At 59.8% G+C, this 16797-nt stretch carries 17 protein-coding genes; 7 read left to right on the top strand and 10 right to left on the bottom strand.

The window, feature by feature from the left end; translation table 11 throughout:
• The first annotated feature begins 83 nt into the window (after nt 1-83).
• Entirely contained in the window at nt 84-1757 is a 1674-nt protein-coding gene (gene ilvD, locus M0D69_RS02395) for a dihydroxy-acid dehydratase (RefSeq protein ID WP_301780482.1), read from the top strand.
• A gap of 127 nt (nt 1758-1884) precedes the next feature.
• Here ilvD and M0D69_RS02390 read toward each other — a convergent pair whose 3' ends face one another.
• From M0D69_RS02390 to M0D69_RS02380, 3 genes are all read right to left on the bottom strand, one after another.
• Nucleotides 1885-2295 (bottom strand): DUF2486 family protein, encoded by a 411-nt coding sequence (locus M0D69_RS02390; RefSeq protein WP_301780481.1) that lies wholly within the window; start codon nt 2293-2295, stop codon nt 1885-1887.
• Nucleotides 2296-2397: 102 nt separating this feature from the next.
• Nucleotides 2398-2823 (bottom strand): DNA polymerase III subunit chi, encoded by a 426-nt coding sequence (locus M0D69_RS02385; RefSeq protein WP_301780480.1) that lies wholly within the window; start codon nt 2821-2823, stop codon nt 2398-2400.
• Between the two features lie 49 nt (nt 2824-2872).
• The gene (locus M0D69_RS02380) at nt 2873-4384 is read right to left on the bottom strand and encodes a leucyl aminopeptidase (RefSeq protein ID WP_301780479.1); all 1512 of its coding nucleotides are present in this window, start codon (nt 4382-4384) and stop codon (nt 2873-2875) included.
• A gap of 218 nt (nt 4385-4602) precedes the next feature.
• Here M0D69_RS02380 and lptF point away from each other — a divergent pair, with 218 nt between their 5' ends.
• The 5 genes from lptF (at nt 4603) to M0D69_RS02355 (ending at nt 9239) form a co-directional block, all read left to right on the top strand.
• Nucleotides 4603-5700, top strand: a complete 1098-nt coding sequence (gene lptF, locus M0D69_RS02375) for an LPS export ABC transporter permease LptF (RefSeq protein ID WP_301780478.1) — start codon at nt 4603-4605, stop codon at nt 5698-5700.
• 4 nt (nt 5701-5704) lie between these two features.
• On the top strand, nt 5705-6853 hold the full coding sequence (gene lptG / locus M0D69_RS02370; RefSeq protein WP_301780477.1) for an LPS export ABC transporter permease LptG: 1149 nt from the start codon (nt 5705-5707) through the stop codon (nt 6851-6853).
• Nucleotides 6854-6888: 35 nt separating this feature from the next.
• The gene (locus M0D69_RS02365; RefSeq protein WP_301780476.1) at nt 6889-7254 is read left to right on the top strand and encodes a sirohydrochlorin chelatase; all 366 of its coding nucleotides are present in this window, start codon (nt 6889-6891) and stop codon (nt 7252-7254) included.
• Between the two features lie 349 nt (nt 7255-7603).
• Nucleotides 7604-7945, top strand: a complete 342-nt coding sequence (locus tag M0D69_RS02360; RefSeq protein ID WP_301780475.1) for a helix-turn-helix transcriptional regulator — start codon at nt 7604-7606, stop codon at nt 7943-7945.
• Nucleotides 7935-9239 (top strand): type II toxin-antitoxin system HipA family toxin, encoded by a 1305-nt coding sequence (locus M0D69_RS02355; protein ID WP_301780474.1) that lies wholly within the window; start codon nt 7935-7937, stop codon nt 9237-9239. Before M0D69_RS02360 ends, M0D69_RS02355 begins: the two co-directional genes overlap by 11 nt.
• Before the next feature lie 20 nt (nt 9240-9259).
• Here the strand turns inward: M0D69_RS02355 and M0D69_RS02350 are convergent, their stop codons facing one another.
• From M0D69_RS02350 to M0D69_RS02320, 7 genes are all read right to left on the bottom strand, one after another.
• Nucleotides 9260-9382, bottom strand: coding sequence for a hypothetical protein (locus tag M0D69_RS02350; protein ID WP_301780473.1), 123 nt, complete (start codon nt 9380-9382; stop codon nt 9260-9262).
• 15 nt (nt 9383-9397) lie between these two features.
• Nucleotides 9398-10156, bottom strand: coding sequence for a uroporphyrinogen-III C-methyltransferase (gene cobA / locus M0D69_RS02345; protein ID WP_301780472.1), 759 nt, complete (start codon nt 10154-10156; stop codon nt 9398-9400).
• Nucleotides 10157-10165: 9 nt separating this feature from the next.
• On the bottom strand, nt 10166-11491 hold the full coding sequence (locus tag M0D69_RS02340) for a sulfate adenylyltransferase subunit 1 (protein WP_301780543.1): 1326 nt from the start codon (nt 11489-11491) through the stop codon (nt 10166-10168).
• 30 nt (nt 11492-11521) lie between these two features.
• Complete coding sequence (gene cysD, locus M0D69_RS02335) at nt 11522-12484, bottom strand: sulfate adenylyltransferase subunit CysD (RefSeq protein ID WP_301780471.1); 963 nt, start codon at nt 12482-12484, stop codon at nt 11522-11524.
• A gap of 68 nt (nt 12485-12552) precedes the next feature.
• Nucleotides 12553-13284, bottom strand: a complete 732-nt coding sequence (locus M0D69_RS02330) for a phosphoadenylyl-sulfate reductase (protein WP_301780470.1) — start codon at nt 13282-13284, stop codon at nt 12553-12555.
• Nucleotides 13281-13820, bottom strand: coding sequence for a DUF934 domain-containing protein (locus M0D69_RS02325; RefSeq protein ID WP_301780469.1), 540 nt, complete (start codon nt 13818-13820; stop codon nt 13281-13283). The genes M0D69_RS02330 and M0D69_RS02325 overlap by 4 nt, the downstream gene beginning before the upstream one ends.
• A gap of 19 nt (nt 13821-13839) precedes the next feature.
• Nucleotides 13840-15519 carry a nitrite/sulfite reductase gene (locus M0D69_RS02320; RefSeq protein ID WP_047896012.1) on the bottom strand — a complete coding sequence of 560 codons (1680 nt, stop codon included), beginning with the start codon at nt 15517-15519 and terminating at the stop codon, nt 13840-13842.
• Nucleotides 15520-15739: 220 nt separating this feature from the next.
• On the opposite strand from M0D69_RS02320, the gene M0D69_RS02315 reads away from it, so the two are divergent.
• Nucleotides 15740-16681 carry a CysB family HTH-type transcriptional regulator gene (locus M0D69_RS02315; RefSeq protein WP_047896011.1) on the top strand — a complete coding sequence of 314 codons (942 nt, stop codon included), beginning with the start codon at nt 15740-15742 and terminating at the stop codon, nt 16679-16681.
• Nucleotides 16682-16797 lie beyond the last annotated feature (116 nt).

Here is a 16797-nt window from a genome sequence, read left to right as displayed (position 1 = left end):
ACCCTGAATAATATATTGGACACGCGTTCGCACAAGCTTCATCCTTGCGCGACCAGATAAAAAAATTCTCAAGGAGCCCCCACATGGCCTTCAATCGCCGCTCGAAAAACATTACGCAAGGCATCGCGCGTTCCCCGAATCGCTCGATGTATTACGCCCTCGGCTACAAGGAAGAAGACTTCGACAAGCCGATGATCGGCATCGCCAACGGTCATTCCACCATCACGCCGTGCAATTCGGGCCTGCAAAAGCTCGCCGATGCCGCCATCGAATCGATTCGCAAATCGGATGCAAATCCGCAGATTTTCGGTACGCCGACGATCTCGGACGGCATGTCGATGGGCACCGAAGGCATGAAGTATTCGCTCGTGTCGCGCGAAGTGATCGCGGACTGTATTGAAACGGCCGTGCAAGGCCAGTGGATGGACGGCGTGGTTGTAATCGGCGGCTGCGACAAGAACATGCCTGGCGGCATGATCGGCCTCGCGCGCATGAACGTGCCGGGCATCTACGTGTACGGCGGCACGATCCGCCCGGGTAACTGGAAGGGCGTGGACCTGACCATCGTGTCGTCGTTTGAAGCGGTGGGCGAATTCTCGGCCGGGCGTATGTCGAAGGAAGATTTCGACGGCATCGAGAAAAACGCGTGCCCGTCGAGTGGTTCGTGCGGCGGCATGTACACGGCCAACACCATGAGCTCGTCGTTCGAGGCGCTCGGCATGTCGCTGATGTATTCATCGACGATGGCAAACCCCGACGAAGAAAAAGTCACGTCCGCCGCGGAATCGGCGCGCGTGCTGGTCGAAGCCGTCAAGGCCGATCTCAAGCCGCGCGACATCATCACGAAGAAATCGATCGAAAACGCCGTCGCGCTGATCATGGCGACCGGCGGCTCGACGAATGCCGTGCTGCATTACCTCGCCATCGCGCATGCGGCGGAAGTGGAATGGAGCATCGACGACTTCGAGCGCATGCGCAAGAAAGTGCCGGTGATCTGCAACCTGAAGCCGTCGGGTCAATACGTGGCAACCGATCTGCACAAGGCCGGCGGTATTCCGCAGGTGCTCAAGATCTTGCTCGACGCGGGCATGTTGCACGGCGATTGCATCACGATCACGGGCAAGACCATCGCGGAAGAATTAAAGGACGTGCCGTCAAAGCCACGCGCCGATCAGAACGTGATTTTCCCCATCGATAAAGCCCTCTACGACGAGGGCCACCTCGCGATCCTGAAGGGCAACCTGGCTCCGGACGGCGCCGTGGCGAAGATTACCGGCCTGAAAAACCCGGTCATCACAGGCCCGGCACGCGTGTTCGAGGACGAGCAAAGCGCGATGACCGCGATTGTCGCGGGGCAGATCAAGGCCGGCGATATTGTCGTGTTGCGTTATCTCGGCCCGAAGGGCGGTCCGGGCATGCCGGAAATGCTGGCGCCTACTTCAGCGATTATCGGCCAGGGGCTGGGCGAGTCCGTGGGCCTGATTACCGATGGCCGTTTCTCCGGCGGCACCTGGGGCATGGTCGTGGGTCACGTCGCGCCGGAAGCGTACGTGGGCGGCACGATTGCGTTCATCAAGGAAGGGGATTCGATCACCATCGACGCCCACAAGCTGCTGCTGCAACTGAACGTGGATGACGCTGAGATCGGGCGTCGTCGTGGAGAGTGGACGCAGCCTGCGCCACGTTATACGCGCGGCGTGCTGGCGAAATATGCTGCACTCGCGTTGCCGGCGAACAAGGGAGCGGTTACGGGTTAATTGCTGGCTGTCCTTCGCTGGCGCCGGTGGACCGTTTCAGGTTCTGCCGGCGCACAGCGGGGTTCAACGCGGGGTTCCAATATCCGGCTACTTTCACAGCCGCTACCGCGCTCGGAAAACCCGTCTACTACCGCCCTCGCCGCTCCAGTTCGTCCGCCACCGCCTCGCGCACCCATTGCGTCAGCTCCGTCTCCAGCGCCAATGCGACCTCTCGCGTGATCTGACTGACCAGCCAATTGGAATGCTCCTGCAACGACTCCCGGCAGCGCTCCTCGATCAACGCCCGGCCATCGCCAGTCAAAAAGTGCGTGAAACGCCCGCGCAGCCTGTCCGCGATCACATCGGCGTCACGATCCGCGCCGTGCGCAAGCTCCTCCCGCGATGGCGCGGCCGCCGGCGACAACACCGGTTCCGGTGCACGCGGCGCAGCACGAGCGCGATCCGGCCGGCCCGCCGCGATGACATCGCTCAGGACGGGAATGGAGGAATCGAAGTTTTCGGGTGTTTCAGCCGTATCGGGCGCGGTAGTGTTGGGCACGAGTGGACTCCGTCTCTTGATGGCAGGCTGACTGCGGGCTAACGGCGGGCGTTTTTACGATCATACCGCGTGGCCGCCGCCCACTGCGACTGAGCGGCGCGCTCAGTCGCCCTGCTTGTAGTTGTTGAGCACGTAGCCGCGATCGCGATAGAAACGATACCGTTCCCGCCCCGCCACGAGTTCGTGCTCTTCGTTGCCGACCACTTCCAGCAGGCGTTCGAACCGCGCGAACTGAGGCGGCACCGTCGCACTGAGGTTCAACAGGATCTGATGCTGCTGATCCTGCACCAGCGACTCCAGCGACGCGGTCAGCAATACCGGCGTTTCAGCCGCCAGCGCGCTGCCCGCCATGCAATGCGGCACGAACTCGAGCGGCTTGAAGGTCCACAATTGCTCGTCGAAGCGCTTCAGCCGGTCAGGTTCGGCCAGCACGATCAACGGCTGGCCGCTCAGGTACGCCTTGCGCGCGAGACGGCAGGCATACGCGATCGAATCCCCGACATTCGAATGGAAATCGATACGCGTCATAGCCACGCCTCCACGCTTACGCTTGCTTCGGTCAAATTTTCAACCAAGCTCATTGGCCTGCACGGTCGACCAGGAACTGCGTGAGCAAAGGCACCGGACGTCCGGTCGCGCCCTTCGCCGCGCCGCTTTTCCAAGCCGTGCCCGCGATATCGAGGTGCGCCCACGGATAATTCTGCGCGAAACGCGACAGGAAACACGCCGCGGTAATCGCGCCGCCCGGCCGTCCGCCAATGTTCGCGACATCGGCGAAATTCGACTTCAGCAGATCCTGGTATTCGTCGTCGAGCGGCATGCGCCAGGTCGGATCGATCGCTTCCTTCGATGCGTCCAGCAACTCGCCCGCAAGCGCGTCGTCCTTCGAAAACAAACCCGTGTTGTGATGCCCAAGCGCGACCACGCACGCACCCGTGAGCGTGGCGATATCGATTACAGCGGCGGGTTTGAAGCGCTCCACGTAGGTCAGCGCGTCGCAGAGAATCAGGCGGCCTTCCGCGTCCGTATTCAACACTTCGATAGTCGTGCCCGACATCGACGTGACAATGTCACCCGGCTTCACGGCATTGCCGGCCGGCATGTTCTCGCAGGTCGGAATCACGCCGATCACATTGAGCTTCAGCCCCATTTCCGCGATGGCGCGCATCGTGCCGAACACGGACCCGGCGCCCAGCATGTCGTACTTCATCTCGTCCATGCCTTCGCCCGGCTTGATCGAGATGCCGCCCGTGTCGAACGTGATGCCCTTGCCGACCAGCACGACCGGAGCGGCCTTCGCGCCCGCGCCCTGGTGATGGATCACGATGAACGCTGGTGGCTCGACCGAACCCTTCGCCACTGACAGGAACGAGCCCATGCCGAGCGCTTCGATCTGCTTCTGGCCGAGCACTTCCACCTTCAGCTTGAAATCCTTGCCCAGTTTTTTCGCGGTCTGGCCAAGATACGTGGGCGTGCAGACATTCGGCGGCAGGTTGCCGAGGTCGCGCGTCAAGTCCATGCCGTTAGCAAGCGCCGTTGCATGTTTCACCGCGAGTTTCGCGGCTTTGTCGTCGGCGGCGTCGATGCTGAACACTACTTTCTTCAACGCACGATCGCCGTTTTCCGGCTTGCTTTTCATCTGCGTGAACTTGTAGGTCACTTCGCGCAGCGCAAGGATGGCGCAGCGCACACCCCAGTCGCCCGTACGCTCGGGCACCGGCAATTGTGCAAGCGTAAACGCCACATTCGCGATCTTCGTGGCAAGCAGCGCACGCCATGCGGCGCGTGTGGCTTCCGTGTAAGCCTTCTGATTGAAAGCGTCCTGCTTGCCGAGGCCGACCAGCAAGATCCGTGACGCGCCAATCCCCGTCACTTCGGTCAGCATCAGCGTGGAACCGGCCTTACCGCTCATGTCGCCGGCTTTCACCGTACGCGTGAGCAACCCCTTGGTCACCAAATCCATCTCGCGGGCTGCGCCCGTCAACGTCTGCGCTTCGAACACTCCGAGCACTACTACATCGGCCTTTCCGTTAAGGAAACCATTTGCCGAGCCTTTGCTCCAATCACAGGCTTTTATGCTAAAGTCCATCGCGCTTATCCTCGGATAAAATCTGGGCTGAAGGATGAAAGCCGCAATTATCCGCTATTTTTTCCGAGGCGGTCGCGGGCAGCGATGCCCGGATTGAATGTCTCGCTCATGACTCGTTCATGTCTCATTCAATCGGCACGTTTGTCATGGCGTGTGGCCCAAACGCGGGCCGCACATAATCCAACCGCCCGTCGCCCCCGGCGTCCACCTGACAATCAATGATCTTCGAACGCTCCCTTCAGCGTGAACTCGCGTATACGGCTGGCGCCGTATTCATGGTGCTGCTCACGATCATGCTGACCACGATGATGATTCGCATCGTCGGCTTTGCAGCATCGGGGCAAGTCGATCCGCGCGACGTGGTCGTGCTGATCGGCCTCACCGTCATCGGCTATCTTGCCGTGATAATGATCGTCACCCTGTTCGTGTCCATCCTCTTCGTGCTGACGCGCTGGTATCGCGACTCGGAGATGGTCGTGTGGCTCGCGTCGGGTGTCAGTCAGACGGCCCTGATCAAACCGGTCGCCATGTTCTCCACGCCGATCATCCTGGCCATCGTGTTTTTCGCCTTCGTGGTCTGGCCGTGGTCGAATCTGCAGAGCAAACTCATCAAGGCGCGGTTCCAGCAACGCGATGAAGTCTCGCTGCTCGCGCCAGGCCAGTTCCGCGAATCGCAGACAAGCCACCGCGTGTTTTTCATCGAAAAAATGTCGCCGGACCAGGGGCAGGTGCAAAACGTGTTCGTGACGAGCACGGAAGGCGGCAAGGTCAACGTCGTGGTGTCGAAGAACGGCCATACCGAAACGCGCGCCAATGGCGACCGTTTCGTGGTGCTGGAAAACGGCCGGCGCTATGACGGCGTTCCGGGCCAACCGAACTTCCGCATCATGGAATTCGAGAGTTACGGCGTGAAAATCCAAAGCCAGCAATTCGTGAACACGCCGACCACGACCGGCATGTACACAAATGAACTGCTGGCGAATCCCACTCGCGACAACCTGGCCGAGATCGCATGGCGCGCGGGGCTGCCGCTGATCGCGATCAACCTGATGCTGCTTGCCATTCCGCTCTCGTACCAGAACCCGCGACGCAGCCGCACAATCAATCTCGTGATGGCCGTGCTGATCTATCTGACGTATTCGAACCTGCTGAACGTGGTGCAGTCGTGGATCGAGCAAGGCCGGGTATCGTTTGGCGTGGGGCTGGTGGGACTGCACATACTCGTCTCGATCATGGTTGCAGTCATCTTCTGGCTGCGCATACGCAATCGCCCGCTGTTCCGGCTGTCGATGTTCACCCGCTCGAAAGGGGCCTGACGCAATGCGCATTTACGAACGGTATTTCGCGCGTCAGATCTATCTCGCGTTCATCTTCATCCTTTTTGCATTCTCGGGCCTGTTCTTCTTCTTTGACCTGATCAATGAGCTGAACACGGTCGGGCACGGCAACTACAAGTTCGGCCTCGCCGTACTGCGCGTGGCGTTGCAGACGCCGTCGCGCTTCTACGAAATCATCCCGGTTGCCGCGCTGATCGCGGCTATCTATGTGTTCGCACAGATGGCCGCGGCGTCCGAGTTCACCATCTTCCGCGTGTCCGGATTGTCCACCGGCAAGGCGTTGCGCTCGCTTCTCAAGATCGGCATACCAATGGTGCTGCTCACGTATGTAATCGGTGAAGTGGTTGGCCCCTACTCCGATCAGCTCTCGGAGAAAGTGCGGCTCGAGGCGCTGGGGTCGTCGGTATCGATGAACTTCGAATCGGGCGTGTGGGTGAAAGACACGCTGACAGCACGCGCCGACGGCGAACAGGTCACGCGTTTTGTGAACGTGGGCACGCTGAACCCGGATACGACGATTGCGAACGTGCGCATCTACGAGTTCGATTCGCTGTTCCGGCTGACGAATGTGCGGATCGCGAAGAGCGGCGTGTTCCAGCCGCCGGGCCACTGGAAGCTCACCGATGTGACGGATACCGAACTCATCGATGCACCGCCCCAAGCCGTGAATCCCGGCGATGCGCTCAACCCCGTTTATCGTGCGAAACAAGTCACCGTGCCCGAGTACTCGCTGCGCTCGGAACTGACGCCACAGATTTTGTCGGTGCTGCTGGTGTCGCCGGACCGGATGTCGATGTTCAGCCTGTTCAGCTACATCCAGCATTTGACGGAAAATCACCAGGACACGCAGCGTTATCAGATCGCGTTCTGGCGCAAGATCTTGTATCCGCTCGCGGTACTCGTGATGCTGGTGTTGTCGCTGCCGTTCGCATACCTGCATACGCGGGCCGGCGTGGTCGGCGTAAAGGTGTTCGGCGGCATCATGATCGGCATGAGCTTTCAGCTGGTCAACACGCTGTTTTCGCACATCGGTACGCTGAATACCTGGCCAGCGCCCTTGACGGCCGCAGCGCCGGCGCTGGCGTATCTGATAGTCGGATTGATCGGGTTGCGGTGGGTGGACCGGCATTAGGGTTTTGTGGGAATGACAAACGCGTGGAGAACGCCATGAGCAAGCACGGCATGATCTTGTTCGGCCACGGTGCGCGCGATCCGCGCTGGGCTGAGCCTTTCGAACGGCTCGCCACGAAGCTGCGCGCAATGCGCAGCGAGCCGGTGTCGCTCGCATTTCTTGAACTGATGACGCCCGATTTGCCCACGGCTATCGAACAGCTGGCAGCGGATGGGTGTGATGCGATCACGGTCGTACCCGTGTTCTTCGGTCAGGGTGGGCACATCCGGCGCGACTTGCCCGAGTTGCTCGATCGATGCCGCGCGAGGTTTCCATCGGTTGAGATCAACTGTGCGACGGCGGTCGGTGAAGACGACAGCGTGCTCGATGCAGTCGCGCAGTACTGCGTTCGGCAGGTTTGATAGGTTTGGCAGCTGCCGCACTCGGATAGCTGGCTGCTTCAAAGCCCTCAGACGCGGTAATGAAGGTCCGGCAATTTCCCAGGATGCCCCGTAAGTCATCGACTTCCGGGGCATTGTCTTGTGCAGATCATTTTCTCGGCAACACGGCTGAATCTCGCACCGCCGCGCCACCGATAACGACGATGCTTGCTTTCTGCAGCTGCGACGTTTCGCCTAAAATAGTCATATCTGACAAAATAATCCACTTAATTTGTCAGATATGACTATTTTCTAACTCTACTACATTGACGATCATCGTACTTTGTCTATACTGACCAATTAAGTGGGTTTATATGTCAGATACGACAAAATGAAGCGCAATAACAAGGAATTTTCCACTCCGGAACTCGGCCACCGGGCTAAGTCCTTAGGACGCGCGGTCGCGGCGGCCCGTATCGCGCGCAACATGACCCGGCAAGATTTTTCCGAACGAGCCAACATCAGCCCGAGCACCCTGATACGAATCGAAAACGGCGATGTGTCAGTCAGTTTCTCGTCGTGGCTGCAGGCGTTCGACCGGGCTGGCCTTCTGGGGCTCCTCGAGCCGCTCGCTAGCCCCCAAAACGACGTGATCGGCGAGGCGCGGCGCAAGACGGAGTCTCGTCTGCGTCCACGCAAGACCGCATCGAAAACGGGTGAGTATGATTTTTAATACAACGACATGGAGCAAATACGTCTTCATCGCTCTCGAAGGAGCGGTGGAAGCGGTGCCTGCCGGCAAGCTTGAACTCCTTGAAGAAGGTATCAGGCCGGTCGGGTCAACCTTCGTCTACGGCAACAAGTATCTGCAGCGCGCGAACGCTGCCGCCGTAGACCCTGTCAGCATGCCTCTGGACGAGGCCAGGAAGTCGAAGGAAGTCGTATTTCAACCGCCCGCGGGACTGGCGCTGTTTGGCGCGATTCGCGACGCTGCCCCGGATTCCTGGGGGCGTCGCGTCATTGAGAATATGTTGAGGGCGGCGCCCGACGGCCTGCCGGAAACCGAATATCTGACTCACGCCGGTGCGCATCGAACCGGCGCGCTGGATTTCAGGGACTCCCCGACCGCACCCGCGGAGCCCGGCAAGCTCCCGGATGCAAAAGAACTGTCCTATCTGCTGGACGCCGCAGCGATGATCCAGGACGGCAAGCCGGTTCCGAAAAAACTGCAGTTGCTGTTCAGCGTCGGCGCGACGTTCGGTGGCGCGCGGCCCAAAGCGGTGCTGCTGGACGATGGACGGCAGTGGGTAGCCAAGTTCCCCGTCACCCGGGATGGTTTCAACGTTCCCGTCGTGGAGCGCGCGACGCTCGAACTCGCCCGTAAGTGCGGCATGCGCGTTCCCGCGACCAAGCCTGTCCACCTCCCCGACGGGCGGGATGTCATGCTGATCGAGCGCTTTGACCGCGTGCCGCTTTCAGGGGGTGCGTTCGGCAAACGGCACGTTGTGAGCGCCCTGACGATGCTCAAGATGTATGAGAGCGATACCGCGTCGGCCAACTACGCGGACCTGGCTGACCTGCTCGGTGAACGCGGAGCCACGGGCTTTGTCGCGGCCGACAAGATCGAGTTGTTCAAACGCATGGTGTTCAACATCCTCGTGACGAACGACGACGACCATCTTCGTAATCATGCGTTCGTGTGGGATGGGGCCAACAAGGGCTGGCGCCTGAGCGACCTGTACGACGTCGTGCCGAAGCCGCAGGTCGGCTCCGAGCGCTTCCTGGTGCTGGGCGTGGGCCCGGCGATGGGCAGGCTGGCAACGCTCGACAATGCGCTCTCGGCGGCAGGGCGATTCGGCCTGTTAAAACACGCGGCGGTTGAAATCATCCAGCACCTGTCGGCTGTCGTGAGGGAGTGGCGGACTTACTTCGAGGAGTTCGGCGTGCCCAAAGCGGAGTGCGACAAGATCGCCTCGGCATTCCGCAAGCCGCAGGCCATTGGTTTGCGCGAAGTGGAGAAGGCGTAGTCGTTCACGTCTGCTCCACTTCACGCGGGCGTCAGGAAGCCGGCGCGAATATGAAAAAGCCCCTGCAGGTCATCGACCAACAGGGGCTTTTTCGAAGAACCAAACGCCGCATCACACCCGTTCAGCGCAGCGTTTTTCAGCATCGTCAGCGGCTTGAATCAAGCTGCAACCTGCAACGCCGCCTGCACCAACTCCGTCGATACCCCCGACGACCGTTCCGCAAACGCTTCGCCAATCATCAGCAGACTCGGCTGCGATGCATCGAGCCAATCCTGCGCATCACCACGCGCCATCGCGCCCAGCGTCAGCGTCAGCGAGCGCTCACGTTCCGTACTGCAAGCCTCGACGATAGCAACCGGCGTCGACCCCGCCCGCCCTGAATCCAGCAGCTGCTGCGCGATCTCCGGCGCGCTGTCGCGGCCCATGTAGAACACGAGTGAGTCCGCACTCGCCTGCTCGCGGATTTCATCGGTGTTGGGTGCGCGGCTGTAAGTCGCCAGCGCCACGCTCCGCGATACCCCGCGCAAGGTCAGCGAGCGCTTCAACGTCGCAGCACTCGCCAGAGCAGCCGTGATACCCGGCACCACTTCATACTCGATACCCGCCGCTTCCAGCGCGCGCATTTCTTCATCAGCACGGCCGAACAACATCGGGTCACCGCCCTTCAGACGCACGACCACGTCATGTTCGCGAGCGGCATCGACGATCTGCTTGTTGATGAAATGCTGCGCCGTCGAACGCTGTCCGCAACGCTTGCCCACCGCAATCTTGCGAGCGTCCGGCGCGTAGTCGAGCATGGCTGGTTCGATCAACGCATCGTGCAAGACCACTTGCGCCTGGCTCAGCAGCTTCGCGCCGCGAACCGTAATAAGGTCCGCAGCACCCGGCCCTGCACCGATCAGATACACCTTACCCATAGTCAATACTCAGGCTGAAAATGAACGAATCATCCCGGCCGCAACCGTGTGATGCGTCGCTTCATCGATAAGAACAAACGCGCCCGTGCCCTGATGCGTGTCGTAGGCATCGCAGACGATCGGCTTTTGAAGCGTCAGCGCCACTCGGCCGATGTCGTTCATCGTCAGGTTGTTGCGATCCACGGCGTGCAGCAGCGTATGCACGTCGAGCACTTCCTTGATCGCACCGATCCGCGCGAACACGGTGTTCGTGGTCTGCTTGAGCAAGTACTTGCGCTGCGGCGAAAGCGGCTCTTCATCGAACCAGCAGAGGTCCGCGTCCAACTTCTTTGCGGGCTCGATCTTCGTGCCGCTCGTGTTGCGCGGCACGAACGTATCGCCACGTGACACGTCGACATCTTCCGCCAGGCGAATGGTCACCGTCTGACCGGCAAACGCGCGATCCACTTGCGCCACGCCGCCCGGAACCGGCGCGATGATCTCGGCCACGGTCGCATCGCGGTTCGCCGGCAGCACGGTAATCGTGTCGCCCAGCTTCACTTCGCCCGATTCAACACGGCCCATGTAGCCGCGGAAATCGTCGGCCTGGCTACCATCTTGACGTGCGACCCACTGCACCGGGAAACGCAGCGCCTGCTCAACGGGCTGCGCGACCGGCAGCGCTTCGAGCAGGTCGAGCAGCGGTTCGCCTGCATACCAGGGCATGCGCTCGCTGGCGGTCACGATGTTGTCGCCCTTCAGCGCCGACACCGGCACGAAACGCACATCGTTAATCCCAAGCCGGCGTGCGAGTTCGACGTACGCATCGCGAATCTCGTTGAAGCGCGTTTCGCTGAAGTCGATCAAATCCATCTTGTTGATCGCGACGATCACATGCTGCAGTCCAAGCAACTTGACGATCGCGCTGTGACGTACCGTCTGCGGCAGCAATTGCGCAACGCCATCTTTCAACGTCACGCGCGTGGCGTCGACGAGAATGATCGCTGCGTGCGCCGTCGAGGCACCCGTCACCATGTTGCGTGTGTACTGTTCGTGACCCGGGGTATCGGCGATGATGAACTTGCGCTTTGCGGTAGCGAAATAGCGGTACGCAACGTCGATGGTAATACCCTGCTCGCGTTCTGCTTCGAGACCATCGGTCAGCAAAGACAGATCGATTTCATCGCCTACGGTGCGCTTGTTCTTCGCCCGCGACAATGCCGACAACTGATCCGACAACACCGCCTTGCTATCGAACAGCAGGCGGCCGATCAGCGTGCTCTTGCCGTCGTCGACACTGCCCGCCGTGATGAAACGCAACACGCCGAGGTCTTCGGGTTGATGAATGCTCATGATGTTTCCCTGTTCCTTGTTACGGCGTGATGCTTAGAAATAACCTTGTTTCTTGCGGGTTTCCATCGCGGCTTCGGAGGCTTGATCGTCCATCCGCGTGGCGCCGCGTTCCGTGATTTCCGTCACGGCCGTTTCAGCGATGATCTTCTCGACGTCGTCGGCATCGCTGGCTACGGGGCACGTGCAACTGATGTCGCCAACCGTACGGAAACGCACAAGCGCTACTTCCGACACTTCGCCTTCCTGCAACGGCGTGAGTGGCGTCAGCGGCACGAGCAAGCCGTTACGGCGAATGATCTCGCGATCGTGCGCGTAGTAGATAGACGGCAGTTCGAGCTTCTCGCGCCCGATGTATTGCCAGATATCCAGTTCGGTCCAGTTCGAGATCGGGAACACGCGCAGGTGTTCGCCGTTATGCAGACGCGCGTTGTAGATGCTCCACAATTCCGGGCGTTGCGCTTTCGGGTCCCACTGACCGAATTCATCGCGGAAAGAGAAGATGCGCTCTTTTGCGCGGGCCTTTTCTTCATCGCGACGTGCACCGCCGATCAACGCCGTATAACCGTATTCCTCGATGGTCTCGAGCAACGTCACCGCTTGCGCAGCGTTACGCGAATCCGTTTCGCGACGCAGCCGCACGGTGCCCTTCTTGATCGAATCCTCGACATGGCCGACCACGAGTTCCGCGCCAATTTCAGCGGCACGGCGATCGCGGAAGTCGATGACTTCGTCGAAGTTATGACCGGTATCGATATGAACCAGCGGGAACGGCAGCACCGTCTTGCGGCCCGAGCCCAGACCAAATGCCTTCAACGCAAGATGCAGCACGACGACCGAATCCTTGCCGCCGGAGAACAGCAGCGCAGGCTTGCTGCACTCGGCCACGAGTTCGCGCAGGATATGAATCGACTCGGCTTCGAGCCAGTCGAGGTGGTCCATCCGGGTCTCGCGATTCGCGATCGGAGCGTTGACTGTTGAATCGAGCGTGCTGCTCATATGCGTCGTTCCTTGGTTGCTTTGCATAGCACCAAAGTGAAGGCGCCATGCGTCAAATTCAAATACGTTCAGAGCGCCGAGCTAGGCACGGCGCTTCGGTCTTCCACGATGCTGATGTTCGTCACGTGCAAGCCGCATTCCTTCGTGTCCCGAGATTCCCACCACCAGCGTCCTGCCCGGCTGTCTTCGCCCAGACGGATGGCACGCGTACACGGCTCGCATCCAATGCTCGGATAACCACGCGCATGCAGCGGGTTGACGGGAACATCGAAAGCTTTCAGATACGCCCATACATCGGCTTCGGTCCAGTCCGCGAGCGGATTGAACTTGGCGATGTTGCGCGGCGCGTCGTGCTCTTCTTCATGCAACTCGACACGCGTCACCGACTGCTCACGACGCTGCCCCGTGACCCACGCGCTCACGTCCTTCAACGCGCGATTCAGCGGCTCGACCTTGCGAATACCACAGCAGCTTTTACGCAGATCGACGCTTTCATAGAACGCGTTCAAGCCATGATCGCGGACATATTCTTCGACCGCTTCCGGCTGCGGATGAAACTGTTCGATGTCGTAGCTATAACGCTCTTTCACACGATCGATCATGCCCAGCGTTTCAGCGTGCAGACGGCCGGTGTTCAGCGAGAAGATGCCGATCTTCACGCCGCGCGAAAGAATGGCGTGCGTGAGCAACATGTCTTCGGCGGCGAGGCTGCTGGCTAACTTGACGTTCGCATGACGTTGCGCGATGGAATCGAGCAGTGCATCAAGACGTTCGACTTTGGCTTGCAGGTCGGCATTCATGCAGACGCTCCGGAAATGGCCGCGCCACGACGGCGGAACAGCGGTTCCGGATTGTCCACTGCGCCTTGATACGGAATGCTCAATTCACCGAACGCATTCAGCGCGTCGTGAATGTCCTTGTCGGCGCGTACGGCGAAGGCGTCAAAACCGCAACGTGCGTGGAAACGCAACTGGTCGCGCAGCACGTCGCCGATAGCCCGCAACTCGCCCGTCCAGTGATAACGCTCGCGCAGCAAACGGCCGATGCTGAAGCCGCGGCCATCGCTGAACTTCGGGAAATCGACGGCGATCAGCGCGATCTTGTCGAAATCTTCGACCAGTTCAGCGGGTTCATCGTCGGGTGCAAGCCATACGCCGATCGGTTCCTTCTTGTGCGCCGCGCTCAGCGCGTTCTTGTGCTCTTTCCACCACGTGAACGGCACGATCACCTTGGCCGGCAAGAGTGCATCGACTGCGGGCAGCGTGCCGTCAACATCGGCGCGCACCACGGTCCAGTCGTCTTCAACCACTTCGCGATTCTTGATAATCAAAGCCATGTGCTTATTCCTTAGCGACTCAAGCATGCGCCGGCTGGCGCGACGCGTACACGCGTTCCTTGAACGGTGCGATGCCGATACGGCCGTACGTCTCGATGAACCGCTCGCCTTCGATGCGGTTCTCAACAAACGTATCGATCACTTGCGACACCACGTCGGGCATCTCTTCCGCCGAGAACGACGGGCCGATCACGCGGCCGAGATGCGCGCCCGTTGCGCCCGAGCTCTGCTCGCCGCCGAGCGTGACCTGGTACCACTCCGAGCCGTCTTTATCGACACCCAGCACACCAATGTTGCCAATGTGATGATGACCGCACGCGTTGATGCAACCCGAGATGTTGAGCGTCAGGTCGCCGAGGTCGTACACGTAGTCCAGATCGCTGAAACGCTCTTGAATGGCTTGCGCAATCGGGATCGACTTGGCGTTCGCGAGCGAGCAGAAATCGCCGCCCGGGCACGCAATAATGTCGGTCAGCAGACCAATATTCGATGTCGCGAAACCCAGCGCCTTCGCGCGTTCCCACACCGTATGCAGATCGCGCTTCTTCACGTTCGCGAGGATCAGGTTCTGCTCGTGCGAGACGCGAATTTCACCGAACGAGAATTCATCGGCGAGGTCGGCGACCGCTTCCATCTGCTTGTCCGTTGCGTCGCCCGGGGCAATGCCCGTGGGCTTAAGCGACAACGTCACCGATGCATAACCCGGCACCTTGTGCGGCCGCACATTGCGTTCGATCCAGCGCGCGAACGGCTTGCTGTCGATGAGATGCTTTTCATACGATGCATCCGTATCCGGCAACTTTTCATACGCGGGCGGTGCGAAGAACTGCGACACGCGCGTGAGTTCCTCTTGCGTGAGCGTGGAAGGACCGTCCTTCAGATGCGCCCATTCCTCTTCCACTTGCTGCGCGAATTTCGCGGGGCTCAGCGCCTTCACGAGAATCTTGATCCGCGCCTTATACATATTGTCGCGACGGCCGTAGCGGTTATACACACGCAACACGGCTTCGCAGTACGTCAACAGATGCTGCCACGGCAGATCTTCCTTGATCACCGCGCCAACGATAGGCGTACGTCCCAGCCCACCGCCCGCAAGAATGCTCGCGACCACTTCGCCGGCTGCGTTCTTCTTCAGATATACACCCAGGTCGTGCACTTGCACGGCTGCGCGATCTTCCACCGAGCCGTTCACCGCAACCTTGAACTTGCGCGGCAGCCACGCGAATTCGGGGTGGAACGTCGACCATTGACGCAGGATTTCGGCCCACGGACGCGGATCGACGATTTCATCGGGCGCCACGCCAGCAAATTGATCGGCGGTAATGTTGCGGATGCAATTGCCTGACGTTTGAATGCCGTGCATTTGCACCGACGCCAGCTTGCGCAGGATTTCCGGCGTTTCTTCAAGCTGGATCCAGTTGAACTGGATGTTCGTACGCGTCGAAAAGTGACCGTAACCGCGGTCGTGTTCACGCGCGATGGTGCCGAGCATGCGCATCTGGTCGCTGCGCAGGTTGCCGTACGGAATCGCGATGCGGTGCATGTACGCGTGCCGCTGCATGTACAGGCCGTTCTGCAGGCGCAGCGGCCGGAATTCTTCTTCGCTCAACTCGCCGGACAAGCGACGGCGCACTTGGTCGCTGTATTGAGCGACGCGTTCGTCGACGATTTTCTGGTCGATCTGATCGTATTGATACATTCGGGGGCCCCAGTTTTTAGTAGTTCCGCGAGTCCGGCGTCCTAGCCACGCCGCACTTAGATATACGTAGAGTCATTGAGCGCAACGCCGTTCGGACAGAGCGTTCATTTGCTTATGACAAATACAGATATCGATATTGGAAAAATTGGCTCGATGGTAATAAACTTCCTATATATTGCAAACGACTGATAAATTACTTTGATATGCGGATGGGTTATATATGAATCTGCACCAGTTCCGCTTCGTGCGCGAGGCCGTTCGGCAGAACTACAACCTCACCGAAGCCGCCAAGGCACTGTTCACGTCGCAGCCGGGGGTATCGAAAGCGATCATTGAGCTGGAAGATGAACTCGGGGTCGAGATCTTCACGCGGCATGGGAAGCGGGTGCGGTCGCTGACCGAGCCGGGGCGAATTATCCTGGCATCGGTGGAAAAAATCTTGCAGGAAGTGGAGAGCCTGAAGCGCGTCGGTAAAGATTACGCGGCGCAGGATCAAGGCAATCTCGTGATCGCGGCCACGCATACGCAGGCCCGTTATTCACTGCCGACGGCGATCGCGGAGTTTAAAAAGCGCTTCCCCAAGGTGCATTTGTCCATTTTGCAAGGCAGCCCGACGCAGGTGGCCGAGATGGTCATCCACGATCAGGCGGATATCGCCATCGCCACCGAAGCGCTCGCCAACTATAAAGAGCTGGTATCGCTGCCCTGCTTCCAGTGGCATCACCTGGCGGTCATGCAGCCGGATCATCCGCTGCTTGAGCGGAAACTGCTGACGCTCGATGACCTCGCCCAATACCCGATCATCACGTACGACAACGCGTTCGCCGGCCGCTCGAAAATCAACCAGGCGTTCGCACTGCGCAATCTGACGCCCGACATCGTACTGGAGGCTATTGATTCGGACGTGATCAAGACTTACGTCGAGCTGGGTCTGGGCGTGGGCATTCTCGCGGATATGGCCTTTAATCCGGAACGCGATAAACACCTTCGCGCAATGCCCGTCGGTCATCTGTTCGGCTCGAATGTCACGCGCCTGGCGCTCAAACAGGGCGCGTATCTGCGTAGCTACGTGTACACGCTGGTCGAACTGCTCTCGCCTTCGATGAACCGCAAGCTGATCGAGCAGGCGCTGTCAGGCGAGCACGAAAGCTACGAGCTTTGATTCGGTGGATTCCGGCAAAAGCGCGGGGAATGCGCGCGCTTTGCCGGATCAGACGCCACGCGTTTTTTTGTCAGCATCACACTTCAGCATTTTTAAACCACACCTCTTCGCGGAGA

This window comes from Caballeronia sp. SEWSISQ10-4 2 (assembly GCF_030464885.1).
GTDB lineage: Bacteria > Pseudomonadota > Gammaproteobacteria > Burkholderiales > Burkholderiaceae > Caballeronia.
Note: the sequence above shows the minus strand (reverse complement) of the source record. Positions and strands in the feature narration are given on the sequence as shown.

Bases quoted from the DNA above. Each gene is read 5' to 3' on its own strand.
- M0D69_RS02320 (WP_047896012.1), bottom strand. From the start codon at position 15,519: ATGTATCAATACGATCAGATCGACCAGAAAATCGTCGACGAACGCGTC.
- lptF (WP_301780478.1), top strand. From the start codon at position 4,603: ATGATCTTCGAACGCTCCCTTCAGCGTGAACTCGCGTATACGGCTGGC.
- M0D69_RS02385 (WP_301780480.1), bottom strand. From the start codon at position 2,823: ATGACGCGTATCGATTTCCATTCGAATGTCGGGGATTCGATCGCGTAT.
- lptG (WP_301780477.1), top strand. From the start codon at position 5,705: ATGCGCATTTACGAACGGTATTTCGCGCGTCAGATCTATCTCGCGTTC.
- M0D69_RS02325 (WP_301780469.1), bottom strand. From the start codon at position 13,820: ATGGCTTTGATTATCAAGAATCGCGAAGTGGTTGAAGACGACTGGACC.
- M0D69_RS02355 (WP_301780474.1), top strand. From the start codon at position 7,935: ATGATTTTTAATACAACGACATGGAGCAAATACGTCTTCATCGCTCTC.
- M0D69_RS02360 (WP_301780475.1), top strand. From the start codon at position 7,604: ATGAAGCGCAATAACAAGGAATTTTCCACTCCGGAACTCGGCCACCGG.
- M0D69_RS02330 (WP_301780470.1), bottom strand. From the start codon at position 13,284: ATGAATGCCGACCTGCAAGCCAAAGTCGAACGTCTTGATGCACTGCTC.
- M0D69_RS02315 (WP_047896011.1), top strand. From the start codon at position 15,740: ATGAATCTGCACCAGTTCCGCTTCGTGCGCGAGGCCGTTCGGCAGAAC.
- M0D69_RS02350 (WP_301780473.1), bottom strand. From the start codon at position 9,382: ATGCTGAAAAACGCTGCGCTGAACGGGTGTGATGCGGCGTTTGGTTCT.
- ilvD (WP_301780482.1), top strand. From the start codon at position 84: ATGGCCTTCAATCGCCGCTCGAAAAACATTACGCAAGGCATCGCGCGT.
- M0D69_RS02380 (WP_301780479.1), bottom strand. From the start codon at position 4,384: ATGGACTTTAGCATAAAAGCCTGTGATTGGAGCAAAGGCTCGGCAAAT.
- M0D69_RS02365 (WP_301780476.1), top strand. From the start codon at position 6,889: ATGAGCAAGCACGGCATGATCTTGTTCGGCCACGGTGCGCGCGATCCG.
- cysD (WP_301780471.1), bottom strand. From the start codon at position 12,484: ATGAGCAGCACGCTCGATTCAACAGTCAACGCTCCGATCGCGAATCGC.
- cobA (WP_301780472.1), bottom strand. From the start codon at position 10,156: ATGGGTAAGGTGTATCTGATCGGTGCAGGGCCGGGTGCTGCGGACCTT.